The 16,026-nt window shown below is 67.8% G+C and carries 14 protein-coding genes; 13 read left to right on the plus strand and 1 reads right to left on the minus strand.

The genetic code is table 11. The annotated features are described in order from the left end of the window. Positions 1 to 12: 12 nt before the first annotated feature. The 6 genes from AC07OX_RS01975 (at position 13) to AC07OX_RS02000 (ending at position 7,365) form a co-directional block, all read left to right on the plus strand. Positions 13 to 1,890 carry a dipeptide ABC transporter ATP-binding protein gene (locus AC07OX_RS01975; RefSeq protein WP_159276736.1) on the plus strand — a complete coding sequence of 626 codons (1,878 nt, stop codon included), beginning with the start codon at positions 13 to 15 and terminating at the stop codon, positions 1,888 to 1,890. A gap of 65 nt (positions 1,891 to 1,955) precedes the next feature. Then, the gene (gsiB, locus tag AC07OX_RS01980; RefSeq protein WP_062472518.1) at positions 1,956 to 3,509 is read left to right on the plus strand and encodes a glutathione ABC transporter substrate-binding protein GsiB; all 1,554 of its coding nucleotides are present in this window, start codon (positions 1,956 to 1,958) and stop codon (positions 3,507 to 3,509) included. Positions 3,510 to 3,590: 81 nt separating this feature from the next. Continuing rightward, entirely contained in the window at positions 3,591 to 4,511 is a 921-nt protein-coding gene (gene gsiC / locus AC07OX_RS01985; protein WP_095950158.1) for a glutathione ABC transporter permease GsiC, read from the plus strand. Positions 4,512 to 4,521: 10 nt separating this feature from the next. After that, entirely contained in the window at positions 4,522 to 5,448 is a 927-nt protein-coding gene (gsiD, locus tag AC07OX_RS01990; RefSeq protein ID WP_070060869.1) for a glutathione ABC transporter permease GsiD, read from the plus strand. A gap of 25 nt (positions 5,449 to 5,473) precedes the next feature. Then, on the plus strand, positions 5,474 to 6,535 hold the full coding sequence (locus AC07OX_RS01995) for a DmpA family aminopeptidase (RefSeq protein ID WP_495259697.1): 1,062 nt from the start codon (positions 5,474 to 5,476) through the stop codon (positions 6,533 to 6,535). A gap of 11 nt (positions 6,536 to 6,546) precedes the next feature. Next, positions 6,547 to 7,365, plus strand: a complete 819-nt coding sequence (locus AC07OX_RS02000) for a M55 family metallopeptidase (RefSeq protein WP_495259698.1) — start codon at positions 6,547 to 6,549, stop codon at positions 7,363 to 7,365. Positions 7,366 to 7,380: 15 nt separating this feature from the next. Here AC07OX_RS02000 and AC07OX_RS02005 read toward each other — a convergent pair whose 3' ends face one another. Next, positions 7,381 to 9,402, minus strand: a complete 2,022-nt coding sequence (locus AC07OX_RS02005) for a sensor histidine kinase (protein ID WP_495259699.1) — start codon at positions 9,400 to 9,402, stop codon at positions 7,381 to 7,383. Positions 9,403 to 9,500: 98 nt separating this feature from the next. Here AC07OX_RS02005 and AC07OX_RS02010 point away from each other — a divergent pair, with 98 nt between their 5' ends. From AC07OX_RS02010 to AC07OX_RS02040, 7 genes are all read left to right on the plus strand, one after another. After that, entirely contained in the window at positions 9,501 to 10,193 is a 693-nt protein-coding gene (locus AC07OX_RS02010) for a response regulator transcription factor (RefSeq protein WP_062472505.1), read from the plus strand. A gap of 107 nt (positions 10,194 to 10,300) precedes the next feature. Next, the gene (locus AC07OX_RS02015; RefSeq protein ID WP_139705889.1) at positions 10,301 to 10,621 is read left to right on the plus strand and encodes a hypothetical protein; all 321 of its coding nucleotides are present in this window, start codon (positions 10,301 to 10,303) and stop codon (positions 10,619 to 10,621) included. A gap of 241 nt (positions 10,622 to 10,862) precedes the next feature. Continuing rightward, positions 10,863 to 12,641, plus strand: a complete 1,779-nt coding sequence (locus AC07OX_RS02020; RefSeq protein WP_307692958.1) for a nitrite/sulfite reductase — start codon at positions 10,863 to 10,865, stop codon at positions 12,639 to 12,641. After that, positions 12,638 to 13,033 (plus strand): DUF934 domain-containing protein, encoded by a 396-nt coding sequence (locus AC07OX_RS02025; protein ID WP_062472499.1) that lies wholly within the window; start codon positions 12,638 to 12,640, stop codon positions 13,031 to 13,033. The genes AC07OX_RS02020 and AC07OX_RS02025 overlap by 4 nt, the downstream gene beginning before the upstream one ends. A 17-nt stretch (positions 13,034 to 13,050) precedes the next feature. Then, positions 13,051 to 13,683 (plus strand): phosphoadenosine phosphosulfate reductase domain-containing protein, encoded by a 633-nt coding sequence (locus tag AC07OX_RS02030; protein WP_095745492.1) that lies wholly within the window; start codon positions 13,051 to 13,053, stop codon positions 13,681 to 13,683. 32 nt (positions 13,684 to 13,715) lie between these two features. Continuing rightward, positions 13,716 to 14,669 (plus strand): sulfate adenylyltransferase subunit CysD, encoded by a 954-nt coding sequence (gene cysD / locus AC07OX_RS02035; RefSeq protein ID WP_307588654.1) that lies wholly within the window; start codon positions 13,716 to 13,718, stop codon positions 14,667 to 14,669. Next, entirely contained in the window at positions 14,669 to 16,006 is a 1,338-nt protein-coding gene (locus AC07OX_RS02040; RefSeq protein WP_495259700.1) for a sulfate adenylyltransferase subunit 1, read from the plus strand. The genes cysD and AC07OX_RS02040 overlap by 1 nt, the downstream gene beginning before the upstream one ends. The last annotated feature ends 20 nt before the right edge of the window (positions 16,007 to 16,026 follow it).

The raw sequence follows: 16,026 nt of genomic DNA on the forward strand, positions 1-16,026 counted from the left end.
CTCGCATCCGCCATGTCCTCCCCTGCCCTGAACCTGCCCGACGGCCGCGTCCTCGCCGTCGACGACCTCACCGTGCGCTTCTCGACCTCCGAGCGCACGGTCGACGCCGTCAAGAAGCTGTCCTTCCACGTCGACCACGGCGAAACGCTCGCGGTGGTGGGTGAATCGGGGTCGGGCAAGTCGGTCACCTCGCTCGCGCTGATGCGGCTGGTGGAGCACGGCGGTGGCCGCATCCTCGGCGGCAGCATGGCCTTCCGGCGCCGCAACGGCGAAGTGCTCGACCTGGCGCAGGCGCGCGACAGCACGATGCGCGGCATCCGCGGCGCCGACATCGCGATGATCTTCCAGGAGCCGATGACCTCGCTGAACCCGGTGTTCACCGCCGGCGACCAGATCGCCGAGGCCATCCGCATCCACCAGGGCAAGAGCAATGCGGCGGCGCGCGCCGAGGCGCTGCGCATGCTCGAACTCGTGCGCATCCCCGAAGCGCGCAACGTGCTCGACCGCTTTCCGCACCAGCTCTCGGGCGGCATGCGCCAGCGCGTGATGATCGCGATGGCGCTGTCGTGCAAGCCGCAGCTGCTGATTGCCGACGAGCCCACCACTGCACTCGACGTGACGATCCAGGCGCAGATTCTTCAGCTCATCCGCGAGCTGCAGAAAGAGATGCGCATGGGCGTGCTCTTCATCACGCACGACATGGGCGTGGTGGCCGAAATTGCCGACCGCGTGCTCGTGATGTACCGCGGCGACAAGGTGGAAGCCGGCAGCTCCGACACCGTGTTCGCCTCGCCGCAGCACCCCTACACCCGGGCGCTGCTGTCGGCCGTGCCCAAGCTCGGCGCGATGCAGGGCACCGACCTGCCGGCCAAGTTCGAACTGCTGCGCACCGAAGACAGCACCGAGACCGTGCCCTGCACCGACACCACGCCGCAGACCACCGTGCGCGAAGACGCCGGCCCGATCCTGCGCGTGCGCGACCTCGTGACGCGCTTCGACGTGCGCAGCGGCATCTTCGGCCGCGTGAAGCGCCGCGTGCATGCGGTGGAAAAGATCAGCTTCGACCTCTACCCCGGCGAAACGCTGGCGCTGGTCGGCGAATCAGGCTGCGGCAAGTCGACCACGGGCCGCTCGCTGCTGCGCCTGGTCGAGAGCCAGAGCGGCGCGATCGAGTTCGGCGGCAAGAACATCCGCGAGCTGCCCACGCGCGAGCTGCAGGCGCTTCGCCGCAACATCCAGTTCATCTTCCAGGACCCCTTCGCCTCGCTCGATCCGCGCGTGACGGTGGGCTTCTCGATCATGGAGCCGCTGCTCATCCACGGCATCGCCAAGGGCGCCGAGGCGCAACAGCGCGTCGACTGGCTGCTGCAGAAGGTCGGCCTGCCGCCCGAGGTGGCGCAGCGCTATCCGCACGAGTTCTCGGGCGGCCAGCGCCAGCGCATCGCGATCGCGCGTGCGCTCGCGCTGAACCCGAAGGTGGTGGTGGCCGACGAATCGGTGTCGGCACTCGACGTGTCCATCCAGGCGCAGATCGTCAACCTCATGCTCGACCTGCAGCGCGAGCTGGGCGTGGCGTTCCTGTTCATCTCGCACGACATGGCCGTGGTCGAGCGCATCAGCCACCGCGTGGCCGTGATGTACCTGGGCCAGATCGTCGAGATCGGACCGCGTCGCGCCGTGTTCGAAGCGCCGCAGCACCCCTACACGCGCAAGCTGATGGCCGCCGTGCCGGTGGCCGACCCGTCGCGCCGCCACAAGCCGCGCGCACTGCTCGAAGGCGAGATTCCCAGCCCGATCCGCGCCGTGGGCGACGAGCCCGACGTGCCGCCGCTGGTGCAGGTTGCGCCCGGCCACTTCGTGGCACGGCACGCCATTGGCGGCGCCTTCTGATTCCGAACCGTTTTTTCACCCGCAGGCCCCCTGCATTTTTTCCACGAACCGACTGGAGTTCTTCCATGAAGCAATCTTCTTCCTCCCTGCGCTGGGCATCCGCACTGCTGGGCCTGGCCGCGCTCGCCGCCTCGGGCTCGGCACTGGCTGCCAAAGACGTGGTGCTGGCCATCGGCTACCAGCCGGAAACGCTGGACCCGTACAACACCAACACGACCATCACCACGGCCGTGACCAAGACCTTCTATGAAGGCCTGTTCCAGTTCGACAAGGACCTGAAGGTGCAGAACGTGCTCGCCGAGAGCTACGACGTGTCCAAGGACGGCCTGGTCTACACCATCAAGCTGCGCAGCGGCGTCAAGTTCCACGACGGCACCGACTTCAACGCCGAAGCCGTGAAGGTCACGCTCGACCGCGTGCTGAACCAGGACAACAAGCTGCTGCGCTACAACCAGTTCAACCGCGTGGGCAAGGTCGAGGCCGTGAACCCGACCACCGTGCGCATCACGCTGAAGGAGCCCTTCGGCCCCTTCATCAACTCGCTGGCCCACGCCTCGGCCGCCATGATCTCGCCCACCGCGCTGAAGAAGTGGGGCAACAAGGACATCGCCTTCCACCCCGTGGGTACCGGCCCCTTCGAGTTCGTCGAGTGGAAGCAGACCGACGCCGTGAAGGCCAAGAAGTTCGACGGCTACTGGAAGAAGGGCTTCCCGAAGGTCGACAACCTGCAATGGAAGCCGGTGCTCGAGAACAACACGCGCGCCGCAATGCTGCAGACTGGCGAAGCCGACTTTGCCTTCCCCATTCCCTACGAGCAGGCCGAGCTGCTGAAGAAGAGCGACAAGCTCGAAGTGGTGGCATCGCCCTCGATCATCACGCGCTTCCTGGCCTTCAACATGCTGCAGAAGCCGTATGACAACCCGAAGGTGCGCGAAGCCATCGGCTACGCCATCAACAAGGAAGCGCTGTCGAAGGTCGCCTTCGGCGGCTACGCTTTCCCCGCGCAGGGCGTGATGCCCCAGGGCGTGAAGTTCGCCGAGAAGATGGCGCCCATTCCCTACGACGTGAAGAAGGCCAAGGCCCTGCTGGCCGAGGCCGGCTACCCCAACGGCTTCGAGTCGGTGCTGTGGAGCGCCTACAACAACACGACCAGCCAGAAGACGATCCAGTTCGTGCAGCAGCAGCTCGCACAGGTGGGCATCAAGCTGCAGGTGCAGGCGCTCGAAGTGGGTCAGCGCACCGAGCAGGTCGATGCCTGGCCCGATCCGAAGACGGCCAAGGTCCGCATGTACTACACGGGCTGGTCGTCGTCGACCGGTGAAGCCGACTGGGGCCTGCGCCCGCTGTTCGCTTCCGAGTCGTGGGCGCCCAAGCTCAACAACATGTCGTTCTACAAGAGCGACGTGGTCGACGCCGCGATCGCCAAGGCGCTCGTGACGGTGGACGACAAGGAAAAGGCCGCGCTGTACAAGACCGCACAGGAAGAGATCCGCAAGGACCTGCCGCGCGTGCCGCTGGTCACCGAGCAGAACCTGTCGGCGCACGCCAAGCGCCTGTCGGGTGTGTTCGTGATGCCCGATGCGAACATCAACATCGACGCGATGTCCGTGTCGAACTGATCGCGCCTCCTTCGTTTTCCTGACTGACTGTCCGGCGGGCGGTGGCACCGCGCCATCGCCCGCTCGCGACAACCGTATCCCATGCTGAACTACTTCCTCAAACGACTGTTGGGCCTGATCCCCACGCTGCTCATCGTGGCAGTGCTGGTGTTCCTGTTCGTCCACATGCTCCCCGGCGACCCGGCGCGCCTTGCCGCCGGCCAGGATGCCGACGAGCAGACCGTGGCCATGGTGCGCTCGGAGCTCGGGCTGGACAAGCCGCTGCCCCAGCAGTTCGTGAGCTTCTTCACCCACATGGTGCAAGGCGACTTCGGCACCTCGATCCGCACGCGGCGGCCGGTGTCGACGGAGATTGCCGAGCGCTTTTTCCCGACGGTGATGCTGACCATCACCAGCATGGTGTGGGCGGTGATCTTCGGCATGGGGATCGGCATCGTGTCGGCGGTGTACCGCAACAAATGGCCCGACCGCATCGGCATGACGCTGGCGGTGTCGGGCATCTCATTCCCCGCATTTGCATTGGGCATGCTGCTGATGCAGATCTTCTCGGTGCAGCTGGGCTGGCTGCCCACGGTGGGCGCCGCGACCTGGCAGCACTACATCCTGCCCTCGATCACGCTGGGCGCGGCCGTCGCGGCCGTGATGGCGCGCTTCACGCGCGCTTCCTTCGTCGAAGTGATCCAGGAAGACTTCGTGCGCACCGCGCGCGCCAAGGGCGTGCACGAAACCAGCGTGGTGTTCAAGCACACGCTGCGCAACGCGCTGATCCCGGTGGTCACGATGATGGGCCTGCAGTTCGGCTTCCTGCTGGGCGGCTCCATTCTTGTGGAGGCGGTGTTCAACTGGCCCGGCCTGGGCCGCCTGCTGGTCGATGCCGTGCAGATGCGCGACTACCCCGTGATCCAGACGCTGGTGCTGCTGTTCTCGCTCGAATTCATCCTGATCAACCTCGTGGTCGATGTGCTGTACGGCTACATCAACCCGACCATCCGCTACAAGTGAGCACGCAGCCATGACGCAAGCTACCGGCGTGTCTGCCGAATCCATCGTTCCACTGTCCCCCGTTGCCGTTGCGCTGACCGCTGGCAAGGTCCGCACGCCCTGGGGCGAATGCTGGCGCCGCTTCAAGAAACAGCCCGTGGGCATCGTGGCGGCCATCTTCGTGCTGCTGCTGGTGGTGATCGCGGTGTTCGCACCGTGGATCGTGCCCTTCGATCCCGAGAACTTCTTCGACTACGACATGCTGAACAGCGGGCCTTCGGCCACGCACTGGTTCGGCGTCGATCCGCTGGGCCGCGACATCTTCAGCCGCATCCTGGCGGGCACGCGCATCTCGCTGGCGGCCGGCTTCCTGTCGGTGCTGGTGGGCGGCATCATCGGCACGGCCTTCGGCCTGCTGGCCGGCTACTACGAAGGCTGGTGGGACCGCATCGTGATGCGCATCTCGGACGTGCTCTTCGCCTTCCCCGGCATTCTGCTGGCGCTGGGCGTGGTGGCCATCCTGGGCAGCAGCATGACCAACGTGGTGGTGGCGGTGTCGGTGTTCAGCGTGCCGGCCTTTGCGCGCCTGGTGCGCGGCAACACGCTGGTGCTCAAGCAGCAGACCTACATCGAGGCCGAGCGCAGCATCGGCGCGTCCGACTGGACCATCATCGTGCGGCACATCCTGCCGGGCACGATCTCGTCGATCGTCGTGTACTTCTCGATGCGCGTGGGCACCTCGATCATCACGGCGGCCAGCCTCTCGTTCCTGGGCATGGGCGCGCAGCCGCCGACGCCCGAGTGGGGCGCGATGCTCAACGAAGCCCGCGCCGACATGGTGACCTCGCCGCACGTGGCGCTGTTCCCCAGCCTGGCCATCTTCTTCACCGTGCTGGCCTTCAACCTGCTGGGCGATGCGCTGCGCGACGCGCTCGATCCGAAGATCGACCGCCAGTAAGCCCGTTCTTCTTTTCTCTCTCTTCATGGCCTCGACGACCTCCCTGCCCTTCATCGGCACCCTGCCTGCGGGCACGCGCGACGCCATCACTGACGTCGCGGGCGTCACGGTCGGCCACCGCACGCTGGCCGACGGCCCGGTGCAGACCGGCGTGACCGTGATCCGCCCGCATGCGGGCGACCCGTTCCGCGACAAGGTGCCGGCCGCGGCCGTGGTGCTCAATGGCTTCGGCAAGAGCGTGGGGCTGGTGCAGCTGACCGAGCTCGGCGTGCTGGAAACGCCGATCGCGCTGACCAACACCTTCTCGGTCGGCACCGTGGCGACGGCGCAGATCCGCCACTGCGCGGCGGCCAACCCCGAGACCGGCCGCGCGCTGCCCACGGTGAACCCGCTGGTCTTCGAGTGCAACGACGGTTTTCTCAACGACATCCAGCGGCTGGCCGTGACCGAGGCCGACTACCTGCAGGCGCTCGACGCCGCCGGGGTCGATTTCGAACAGGGCTCGGTCGGCGCCGGACGCGGCATGTCGAGCTTCCAGCTCAAGGGCGGCATCGGCAGCGCGTCGCGCCGCGTGGCGATGGCCGACGGCACGACCCACACGGTGGGCACGCTGGTGCTCGCGAACTACGGGCGCCAGCCGCAGCTGGTGCTGGCTGGGCACGCGGTGGGCGAACGGCTCGCGGCATTGCAGGCATCGAAGGAAGCGGCGGAGCCCGAGAAGGGCTCGATCATCATCGTCGTTGCCACCGATGCGCCGCTCGATGCGCGCCAGCTGCGCCGCCTGGCACTGCGCGCGGGCGCGGGACTGGCCCGCACCGGCTCGGTCTATGGCCACGGCAGCGGCGACCTGGTGCTGGCCTTCTCGACGGCCTACACGATCCCCGACCGCGCCGACCGCCCCATGCCGGCCGTGGCGATGCTGCACGACACGCGGCTCGACGGGCTGTTCCAGGCCGCGGCCGACAGCACCGAGCAGGCCATACTTCATGCGCTGTGGCGCGCCACGCCGGTCACGGGCCGCGACGGCAACCACCGCGCCGCGCTCGGCGAACTGCTGCCGGCGTCTTCCCTTTCACCTCTCGCCTGAAACACACGTCCATGAAAGTCCTGATCTCCACCGACATCGAAGGCGTGGCTGGCGTCTACCACCACGAGCAGGCGCGCCAGGGCAACCCCGAGTACGAACGCGCCCGCGTGCTGATGGCGCAGGAGGCCAATGCCGCGATTGCCGGCGCCTTCGACGCCGGTGCCACCGAGGTGCTGGTGAACGACTCGCACGGCGGCTTTCGCAACATGCCGCCCGACGTGCTCGACGCACGCGCCCGCGTGGTGCAGGGCAAGCCGCGCTACCTGAGCATGGTGGCCGGCGTGGAAGAAGGCGTGGACGCGCTGTGCATGGTGGGCTACCACTCGCGCGCACAGGGCCGCGGCATCCTCGCGCACACGATCAACGGCTTTGCCTTCGCGGGCATCCGGCTGGGCGACCAGGAACTCGGCGAAGCCGGAATCTACGGCGCGCTGGCCGGCGAATACGGCGTGCCCGTGGTGATGGCCAGCGGCGACGACGTGTTCATCTCCGAGAACCGGGCATTCTTCCCGCATGCCAGCTTCGTGCAGACCAAGAAGGCGACCGGCTTCAACAGCGGCGTGTCGCTGTCGCCGGAGCAGTCGCGCCAGGCGATCCGCGCCGGCGTGATCGAAGGGCTGGCCGCGCGCGCCCATGCACGCCCGCTGGTCTTCCAGGGGCCGCAGGTGGTCACGCTGCGCACCCAGTCGCCGATGATGGCCGACCTGTTCTGCCAGTGGCCGAGCTTCGAGCGCGTCGATGGCGTCACGCTGCGCTTCACCGCTGAAACAGTGGAGTCGGCGGTGCGCATGCTGAACTGTTGTTCGGCGATGTCGTCGATGCTGCGCTGAAGCTGCGGTCTCTTCTCAAGGCAGTGCGAGGCTGAAGCGCACGTGACCGTCCTGCCCGGCGCTGTCGAGCCGGGCCTGGCCCCTATGCAGCTCGGCGATCTGGTGCACCAGGTACAGACCGAGGCCAGCGCCCGGTGAGCGCGCCGCCTGCCGGCCACGAAAGTACTTCTCGAACAGCCGCGGCACCTCGTCGTGCGGAATCGCGTCGCCGGGGTTGCTCACGCGGATGTCCAGGCCGCCCGCTTCCGCCGGCACCACATCGAGCACGATGGCCCGGCCCGCCAGCGTGTGGCGATCGGCGTTGGCCAGCAGGTTGCGCAACGCCACGCGCAGCAACCCCGGGTCGCACACCAGCTGCGGCGGCAACTGCCCGTCGTGCCACACAACGCGGCCGTCGGGCCAGTCCGCCACCAGGTCCTCGAACAGTTCCAGCAGTTCATCGCGCTCGCAAGGGCGCGGTTGGAACGGCGTCTGGCCGGCTTCCATGCGATCGGAGGTCAAGTACTCGTCGACCAGCGCGGTCATGCGCTGCGCGGCGGCGCGCAGGTTCAGGCAGCGTGCCAGCGTCTTCTCGCGCGCTGCGTCGAGGTTCTTCGCGATCTGCTGCGCGGTGGTGTGGATGATCGCCAGCGGCGTGCGGAACTCGTGCGACACCATCGCGACGAAGTCCACCTGCGACTGCTTGGCGCGGCGCTCGGTCTCCAGCGCGGCGCGCAGGTCGACCTCGAGGCGCTGGCGCTGCTCGATCTCGCCACGCAGGTCGGCCGTGCGCTTGCGCACCTCGTCTTCCAGCCGGTCGTTCTGGCGGCCGACCACGTGCACCAGGCGCGCCTGCGCGGCTTCCTTTTCGCGGCGCAGCTGGTCGTAGCGGCGGTTCAGCCGCATGCTCATGAGCAGCAGGTGCAGCAGCGTGCCCACGGCGGTCGCGTTGTCGGTCCAGGCGCCGGCCGGCAGCCAGCCCTGGTTGCGCAGGAAGCTCACCATCACGCCCACGTAGTAGATGCCGAAGATGACGAGAAAAGCCCGCGCCTGGCCCTGGTCGCGCGGCAGCAGCCACAGCGCGGCGCCGATCAGGTAGACGATGCACAGCATCGCCGTCCCCTGCACCGCCTGCATGGCCAGGCCGTTGGCGCCGGCCAGCACCAGCGCCACCGCGATGGCACTCACGAGGCCCACCACGCGCACCGCCACGCGGGTGAAGCGCGGCCACTGCACGTCGGTGCCCAGCTGCATGCCGGCGAAGCGGATGCCGATAGCCACGCCGGCGCAGATCGACAGGCTCAGCAGCAGGTCGGACAGCCGCGCGGGCATGGCCAGCAGCTGCTGCGGCAGCCCGGCCGTCAGGAACTCGACCAGCAGCGCGTTCGCCACGTAGACCAGGTACCACGCGCTCAGCCGCTCGCGCGTCATCTGCCAGAACAGCGTGTGAAAGGCGAGCAGCATCAGGCCGAATCCGAAGCCCAGGCCGTAGAAGAGGTACTCGCGCCGCGCGGTGCCCGCGTAGACCTCGGGTGCGGCAAAGCCGATGGTGGTCGACATGGCATTGCGCGACTGCAGGCGCAGCAGCAGCGGCGTGGGTTCGGTGCCTTCCAGCGTGAGCGGCAATTGCACGTTGCGCGCGTCCACCGGCCAGTGCTCGCGGCCGATGTCTTCGCCGGACTGCACGGCCAGCTGCCAGCGGCCGGTGTCGTCCCGGCGATACAGCCGCACGTCGTCGAGCAGTGCGTTCCTGAACTGCGCCAGCCAGCGCTGCTGCGGCGCGTCGACCGGGCGCTGCACCTCGAGCCTGATCCACACGGCGTCGCGCGTGAAGCCCGCGTTCACGGCGCCGGGCAAGGCCTTCCAGCCCGGGGCGGCGGCGGCTTCGTCTGCGCTGAGGCGGCCTTCGGGGTCGCGCAGCATCGACAGCTGGCCGTGGCTGTCGACGCTCGCCAACGGATTCAGCCGCAGCACGCCGGCGGCGGCCGCGGTGGAAAAGAGAAGGCCCAGCACGGCAAGACAACCGCACCGCCACAGGCACCGAGCAAGGCGTTTCATGGGCGCGGATTATCGAGGCCGCACCTAGAATCTGCGCGCCCTTCGCCCCGCTTAGAAACGCTCAGATTCCCTCGGTCACCAGCCCGTACCCTGTTCCCATGCGTGATGTGATCCTGCTGGAAGATGAAGCCGTGCTGCGCGAAGAGTTGAGCGAGTTCCTGACCGGCAGCGGCTACCGGGTCGATGCCGAGGCGTCGCTCGAAGGCTTCCACCGCACCTACGACCCGGCCCGCCACGGCATCGCGCTGGTCGACCTCGGCCTGCCCGACGGCGACGGCCTGTCGCTGATCCGCGAGTTGCGCGAACGCGGCGAGCGCCTGGGCATCGTCGTGCTGACGGCGCGCGGCGGCGCCCGCGACCGCGTGACGGGGCTGGACATCGGCGCCGACTACTACCTGTCCAAGACCACCGACCTCGATGAACTGGCCGCCACGCTGGCGGCACTGTCGCGGCGCCTGGGCGATTCGCCCGCCGCGCTGCCGGCCGACGCCTGGGTGCTGGAACTGGGCCCGCGCCGGCTGTCGCCGCCGGGCTTCGCGCCCATTGCGCTGTCGGAACAGGACCTCACGGTGCTGCACGAGCTGATGCGCAGCGCCGGCGAGATCGCCAGCCGCCAGCAGATCGTGCAGGCCCTGGGCGAGCACTACCTGAGCTACGACCAGCGCCGCCTCGACACCCAGATCCGCCGCCTGCGGCGCAAGGTCAGCGAGGCCACGGGGCTGGTGCTGCCGATCAACACGGCGCGCAACGCCGGCTACCGCTTCCACGCCAAGACGCTCATCCGGCGCTAGCCCGGCGCTGTCCGGGCGCCGCTGCGGCGCTCAGAAACGCTCAGTTTCATTTCGATACCCGCCGCTAATCTGCGGCACAGGCAGCGACTTGAGGCACGGATGAAGGCATGAGCGATCTAGCCAGGACAACTTCTTATGTGGTCCCCTACGTGGTCCACGTCAAAGGCCAGAACTTCACCTTGAAGGACGTCATGGTGGCCGCGGACATCTATCGGCTGCGGATCGAGGAGCAGATCGGCGATCCGCTGCGGGTGGTGAAGTGCTTCCAGGCCTGGTCGAAGGAGCGCCACCACGGCATCGAGCACCTGAACCGGACCGAAGCCCGGCTGGCCCGGGAATGGCTCAATGCGCAGCACCAGGCCGACAAGGCCGCCCGGCAGCTGCTGAGCTCGCCGCAGACCCTCGGCTTCGACTTCAAGCTGCGGTAGGCGCCCTGCGCGGGTGCCCCCGGGTTCCTAGAATCCAGCGTCCGGCGACCCCGCGCCGGCCGTCGCGCCTTATCCGGAATAAGCAACCAACCGCCTCGCAACCCGCATGGATGCTGGTGAATAAGCTTATCCGCATAAGACGCGAACCAAAAAATAGTTTGTTTCCATAAGGCGGGCTTTCAGAATCCGGGACTTCTTGCTGGGGCGCTGGACGCACCGCACTTCAAGACACACACGCACGATGTACCAATACACAGAATTCGACCGCCAGTTCGTTCACCAACGCGCTGCCCAGTTCCGAGACCAGCTCGAACGCTGGCAAAAGGGCCGCCTGCACGAGGACGAGTTCCGCCCCCTGCGCCTGCAAAACGGCTGGTACGTGCAGCGCTACGCGCCGATGCTGCGCGTGGCCGTGCCGTATGGCGAGCTGTCGAGCAAGCAGCTGCGCGTGCTGGCCCGCATCGCCCGCGAATACGACGAGCCCGAAGCCGAGGTCTACCGCAAGGCCATCGAGACCCAGGGCCTGCTCGGCAGCCACAAGCTGCCCACCCACTACGCCCACTTCACGACGCGCCAGAACGTCCAGTACAACTGGATTCCGCTGGCCAAGTCGGCCGACGTGATGGACCTGCTGGCTTCGGTCGACATGCACGGCATCCAGACCAGCGGCAACTGCATCCGCAACATCACGAGCGACGAGCGCGCCGGCATTGCCGTCGACGAGATCGCCGACCCGCGTCCGTTCGCGGAAATCATGCGCCAGTGGAGCACGCTGCACCCCGAGTTCGCCTTCCTGCCGCGCAAGTTCAAGATCGCCATCACCGGCGCCACCGAAGACCGCGCCGCCACCGGCTGGCACGACGTGGGCCTGCACGTGGTGAAGAACGAAGCGGGCGACATCGGTTTCCGCGTGCAGGTGGGCGGCGGCATGGGCCGCACCCCCATCATCGGCACCGTGCTGCGCGAGTTCCTGCCCTGGCAGCAGATCATGAATTACCTCGAAGCGGTGATCCGGGTCTACAACCGCTATGGCCGCCGCGACAACATCTACAAGGCGCGCATCAAGATCCTGGTGAAGGCCGAGGGCCAGCGCTACATCGACGACGTCGAGGCCGAGTACAAGCAGATCCTCGAGCACGACGGCGCACCGCACACCATCACGCAGGAAGAGTACGACCGCGTGGCCGCCTCCTTCGTGCCGCCGACGCTGGCCACCCGCGTGCTGCAAAGCGCCGAGAAGACCGATGCCGAACTGCGCGCCCACGCCGCCGACGACGTCATGTTCGCGCGCTGGCTGGCCCGCAACGTCGACGCCCACAAGAACCCCGCGCTGCGCGCCGTCACGCTGTCGTTCAAGCGCCTGAAGCAGGCGCCCGGCGACGCCTCGGGCGACCAGCTCGACACCATCGCCGAGCTGGCCGACCGCTTCTCGGCCGGTGAAGCCCGCGTGACGCACGACCAGAACGTGGTGCTGCCCTGGGTGCACGCCGAAGACCTGCACGCGCTGTGGCTCGCCGCCCGCGCCGCCGGCTTCGCCAGCGCCAACGTGCAACTGCTGACCGACATGATCGCCTGCCCCGGCGGCGACTTCTGCGCGCTGGCCAACGCCCGCTCCATTCCCATCGCCGAAGCCATCACCGAGCGCTACCAGGACCTCGACGAGCTCGACGACCTGGGCGAGATCGACCTGCACATCAGCGGCTGCATCAACTCGTGCGGCCACCACCACAGCGGCCACATCGGCATCCTGGGCGTCGACAAGGACGGCAAGGAGTGGTACCAGGTCACCCTCGGCGGCTCCGACGGCTCCGCGCTCAGCGGCGCGCCGCAAGCCGGCAAGGTGGTCGGCCCCTCGTTCTCGGCGGCCGAAGTGCCGGGCGTGATCGAGGCCGTGCTCACCACGTACCGCGACACCCGCGCCAACGGCGAGACCTTCATCGACACCCTGCGCCGCGTGGGCCACGACCCGTTCAAGGCCGCGGCCAACGGTGCGCGATTCAAGGTGGAGGAAGCAGCATGAAAAAGACCCTGAACATCCTTTCGGCCGAAGAACACATCGACGACGGCGACCCGAAGGTCCTGCAACTGGCCAACGACGCCGACCCGCTCGCCATCGAGGTGTGCCTGGCCGACATCGAACGCATCGACCTGAACTTTCCGAAGTTCACCGACGGCCGCGCCTACAGCCAGGCCTTCCTGCTGCGCCGCCGCCTCGGCTTCACGGGCGACATCCGCGCCACGGGCGACGTGCTGATCGACCAGCTGGTGCAGATGGAACGCACCGGTTTCTCCAGCGCCGTGCTCAAGGAAGGCGTGGACGCCTCCGACGCACAGCGCCAGTTCGACCGCTTCGCCACGTTCTACCAGGGCGACGCAGTGAAGACCGCGCCGCACTTCGTGGCCGGCGCCTGAGCAGACAAGAGAGCCCCATGAGCATCGCCACCGACATCGACTTCGCACGCATCAACACCGAACTCGGCCGCAACGCCGAGGGCCTGGTGGACTGGGCCGTCGGCCTGGGTCAGCCCGCGATCATCACCACCAACTTCCGCCCCTTCGAGGCCGTGATCCTGCACATGGTCACGCGCGCCAAGCGGGACGTGCCGGTGGTCTGGATGGACAACGGCTACAACACCGAGGCCACCTACCGTTTTGCCGACGAGGTGACGAAGCTCCTGGGCCTGGACCTGCACATCTACCTGCCGCGCCGCTCGCGCGCGCACCGCGAAGCGGTCGAAGGTGCCACGCCGGCGCTGGACGATCCGCGCCACGCCGCCTTCACTGAAGAAGTGAAGCTGGAGCCCTTTGCCCGCGCCCTGCGCGAGACCGCGCCCAAGGTCTGGTTCACCGCGCTGCGGGCCACCGACACGGCCGTGCGCGCGCAGATGGACCCGGTCAGCGTGAACCCGGACGGCCTGATCAAGGTCGCGCCGCTGCTGCACTGGTCGTCCAAAGAGCTTTACGAATACTGCGAAGCCAACGGCCTGCCCAACAACTTCGACTACGTGGACCCGACCAAGGGCGAGGACAACCGCGAATGCGGCTTGCACCTGTCGCACTGAACGATCGCTCTCCGCCTCCAGGACCCATCCCGATGAACGCCCGTACCGAAGCCGACCTGCTGCAGCCGCCCATGCATTCACCCGCGAACCTGTCCAACACGCACCTCGACGCGCTGGAAGAAGAAACCATTTTCATCCTGCGCGAAGTGGCTGCCGCCTTCGAGCGCCCCACCCTGCTGTTCTCGGGCGGCAAGGACTCGCTGGTGCTGCTCAAGTGCGCTGAAAAAGCCTTCGGCGTCGGCCGCATTCCCTACCCGCTGCTGATGATCGACACCGGCCACAACTTCCCCGAAGTGACGGCCTACCGCGACCAGCGTGCACAGGAACTGGGCGCCGAACTCATCGTGCGCAGCGTCGAAGACTCGATGAAGCGCGGCACCGTGCGCCTGGCCCATCCGGGTGAATCGCGCAACGCGCACCAGTCCGTGACGCTGCTCGAAGCGATCGAAGAATTCCGCTTCGACGCGCTGATCGGCGGCGCCCGCCGCGACGAGGAAAAGGCCCGCGCCAAGGAGCGCATCTTTTCGCACCGCGACAGCTTCGGCCAGTGGCAGCCCAAGGACCAACGCCCCGAACTGTGGACGCTGTTCAACACGCGCCTGGCCCCGGGCGAACACTTCCGCGTGTTCCCGATCTCCAACTGGACCGAGCTCGACGTGTGGCAATACATCGAGCGCGAGAACGTCGGCCTGCCGTCGATCTACTACACGCACAAGCGCGAAGTGGTCGAGCGCCGCGGCCTGCTGGTGCCCGTGACCGAACTCACGCCGCCGCGCGACGGCGAGACCGTGCAGGTGCGCGACGTGCGCTTTCGCACCGTGGGCGACATCACGACCACCTGCCCGGTCGAAAGCCTGGCCGCAGGCGCGGGCGACGTGGTGCTGGAGACGCTGTCGGTCGACGTCAGCGAGCGCGGCGCCACGCGCATGGACGACATGACGTCCGAAGCTTCGATGGAAAAACGCAAGAAAGACGGTTACTTCTGATGAGCGCAACGATTGCAACCCCCGCCACGTCCGACGTCCACGGCGACACCGGCACCGCCCTGCGCTTCATCACCTGCGGCTCGGTCGATGACGGCAAGAGCACGCTCATCGGTCGCCTGCTGGTCGACAGCAAGACCGTGCTGCAGGACCAGCTGGCCGGCGTGCAGCGCGGCGGCGAGACCGACCTGGCCCTGCTGACCGACGGCCTCTCGGCCGAGCGCGAGCAAGGCATCACGATCGACGTGGCGTACCGCTACTTCTCGACCGCCAAGCGCAAGTTCATCATCGGCGACGCGCCGGGCCACGAGCAGTACACGCGCAACATGGTCACGGCCGTCTCGGCCGCCGACGCGGCCGTGGTGCTGGTCGATGCCACCAAGCTGGCCTGGGCCGCCGAGGTCGAAGACGGCACCGTGGTCAAGCGCGAGCTGCTGCCGCAGACGCGCCGCCACACGCTGCTGGCCCACCTGCTGCGCGTGCAGTCGATCGTGTTCGCGGTCAACAAGCTCGACGCCATCGACGACGCCGCCCTCGCCTTCGAGCGCATCTCGACCGCGCTGAACGCCTTTGCCGAAGCGGCCGGCGTGAAGGTCGCGGCCATCGTGCCGATCTCGGCCCTCAAGGGCTGGAACGTGGCCACGCGCCATGCCGACTGGGTCGGCTACGAAGGCCCGAGCCTGCTCGAGCTGCTCGAAGACCTGCCCGTGACCGCGCAGGACGAAGCCGTGCCCTTCGCCTTCCCGGTGCAGTGGGTCGAGAAGTTCTCGGCCTCGGCCGACACCTCGCAGGGCCGCCGCGTGTTCTGGGGCCGCGTCGCCTCGGGCCATGTGGAACCCGGCCAGCGCGTCACGGTGCTGCCCAGCAACCAGACCGCCACCGTGGCGCAGGTGCTGAGCCACACGCGCCAGCCGAAGACCGTGCATGCGGGCCACAGCGCCGGCATCGTGCTCGACCGCGAACTCGACGTGTCGCGCGGCGACTGGCTGCTGGCACCCGAGGCCTTCGAGCCCGTGCGCGAGATCACCGCCACCGTGGCCTGGCTCGATGACGAGCCGCTGGTTGCGGGCCGCGTGTACTGGGCGCTGCAGGGCCACCGTTGGGTCAAGGCCAAGGTGGCGCGCATCGTCGATCGCGTGAACATCACCACCCTCGAATCCGAGCCGGCGACCCAGCTGGAAGCCAATTCCATCGGCGACGTGGTGCTCGCGCTGCAGCAGCCGCTGGCCGTGCTGCCCTTCGCCCAATCGCGTGCGCTGGGGTCGCTGGTGCTGGTCGATACGGCCTCTCATCGCACCTCCGCCGCCGTGCTCGTGCAGACGCCCGCCGCAAAGGCCTAAAATCTAGGGTTTTCCAGCCC

The sequence above is a fragment of the Variovorax sp. GW821-FHT09D07 genome, from assembly GCF_059416345.1.

Excerpts from the sequence above, each read along its gene's own strand:
- AC07OX_RS01975 (WP_159276736.1), top strand. The coding sequence starts at position 13 with ATGTCCTCCCCTGCCCTGAACCTGCCCGACGGCCGCGTCCTCGCCGTC.
- gsiB (WP_062472518.1), top strand. The coding sequence starts at position 1,956 with ATGAAGCAATCTTCTTCCTCCCTGCGCTGGGCATCCGCACTGCTGGGC.
- gsiC (WP_095950158.1), top strand. The coding sequence starts at position 3,591 with ATGCTGAACTACTTCCTCAAACGACTGTTGGGCCTGATCCCCACGCTG.
- gsiD (WP_070060869.1), top strand. The coding sequence starts at position 4,522 with ATGACGCAAGCTACCGGCGTGTCTGCCGAATCCATCGTTCCACTGTCC.
- AC07OX_RS01995 (WP_495259697.1), top strand. The coding sequence starts at position 5,474 with ATGGCCTCGACGACCTCCCTGCCCTTCATCGGCACCCTGCCTGCGGGC.
- AC07OX_RS02000 (WP_495259698.1), top strand. The coding sequence starts at position 6,547 with ATGAAAGTCCTGATCTCCACCGACATCGAAGGCGTGGCTGGCGTCTAC.
- AC07OX_RS02005 (WP_495259699.1), bottom strand. The coding sequence starts at position 9,402 with ATGAAACGCCTTGCTCGGTGCCTGTGGCGGTGCGGTTGTCTTGCCGTG.
- AC07OX_RS02010 (WP_062472505.1), top strand. The coding sequence starts at position 9,501 with ATGCGTGATGTGATCCTGCTGGAAGATGAAGCCGTGCTGCGCGAAGAG.
- AC07OX_RS02015 (WP_139705889.1), top strand. The coding sequence starts at position 10,301 with ATGAGCGATCTAGCCAGGACAACTTCTTATGTGGTCCCCTACGTGGTC.
- AC07OX_RS02020 (WP_307692958.1), top strand. The coding sequence starts at position 10,863 with ATGTACCAATACACAGAATTCGACCGCCAGTTCGTTCACCAACGCGCT.
- AC07OX_RS02025 (WP_062472499.1), top strand. The coding sequence starts at position 12,638 with ATGAAAAAGACCCTGAACATCCTTTCGGCCGAAGAACACATCGACGAC.
- AC07OX_RS02030 (WP_095745492.1), top strand. The coding sequence starts at position 13,051 with ATGAGCATCGCCACCGACATCGACTTCGCACGCATCAACACCGAACTC.
- cysD (WP_307588654.1), top strand. The coding sequence starts at position 13,716 with ATGAACGCCCGTACCGAAGCCGACCTGCTGCAGCCGCCCATGCATTCA.
- AC07OX_RS02040 (WP_495259700.1), top strand. The coding sequence starts at position 14,669 with ATGAGCGCAACGATTGCAACCCCCGCCACGTCCGACGTCCACGGCGAC.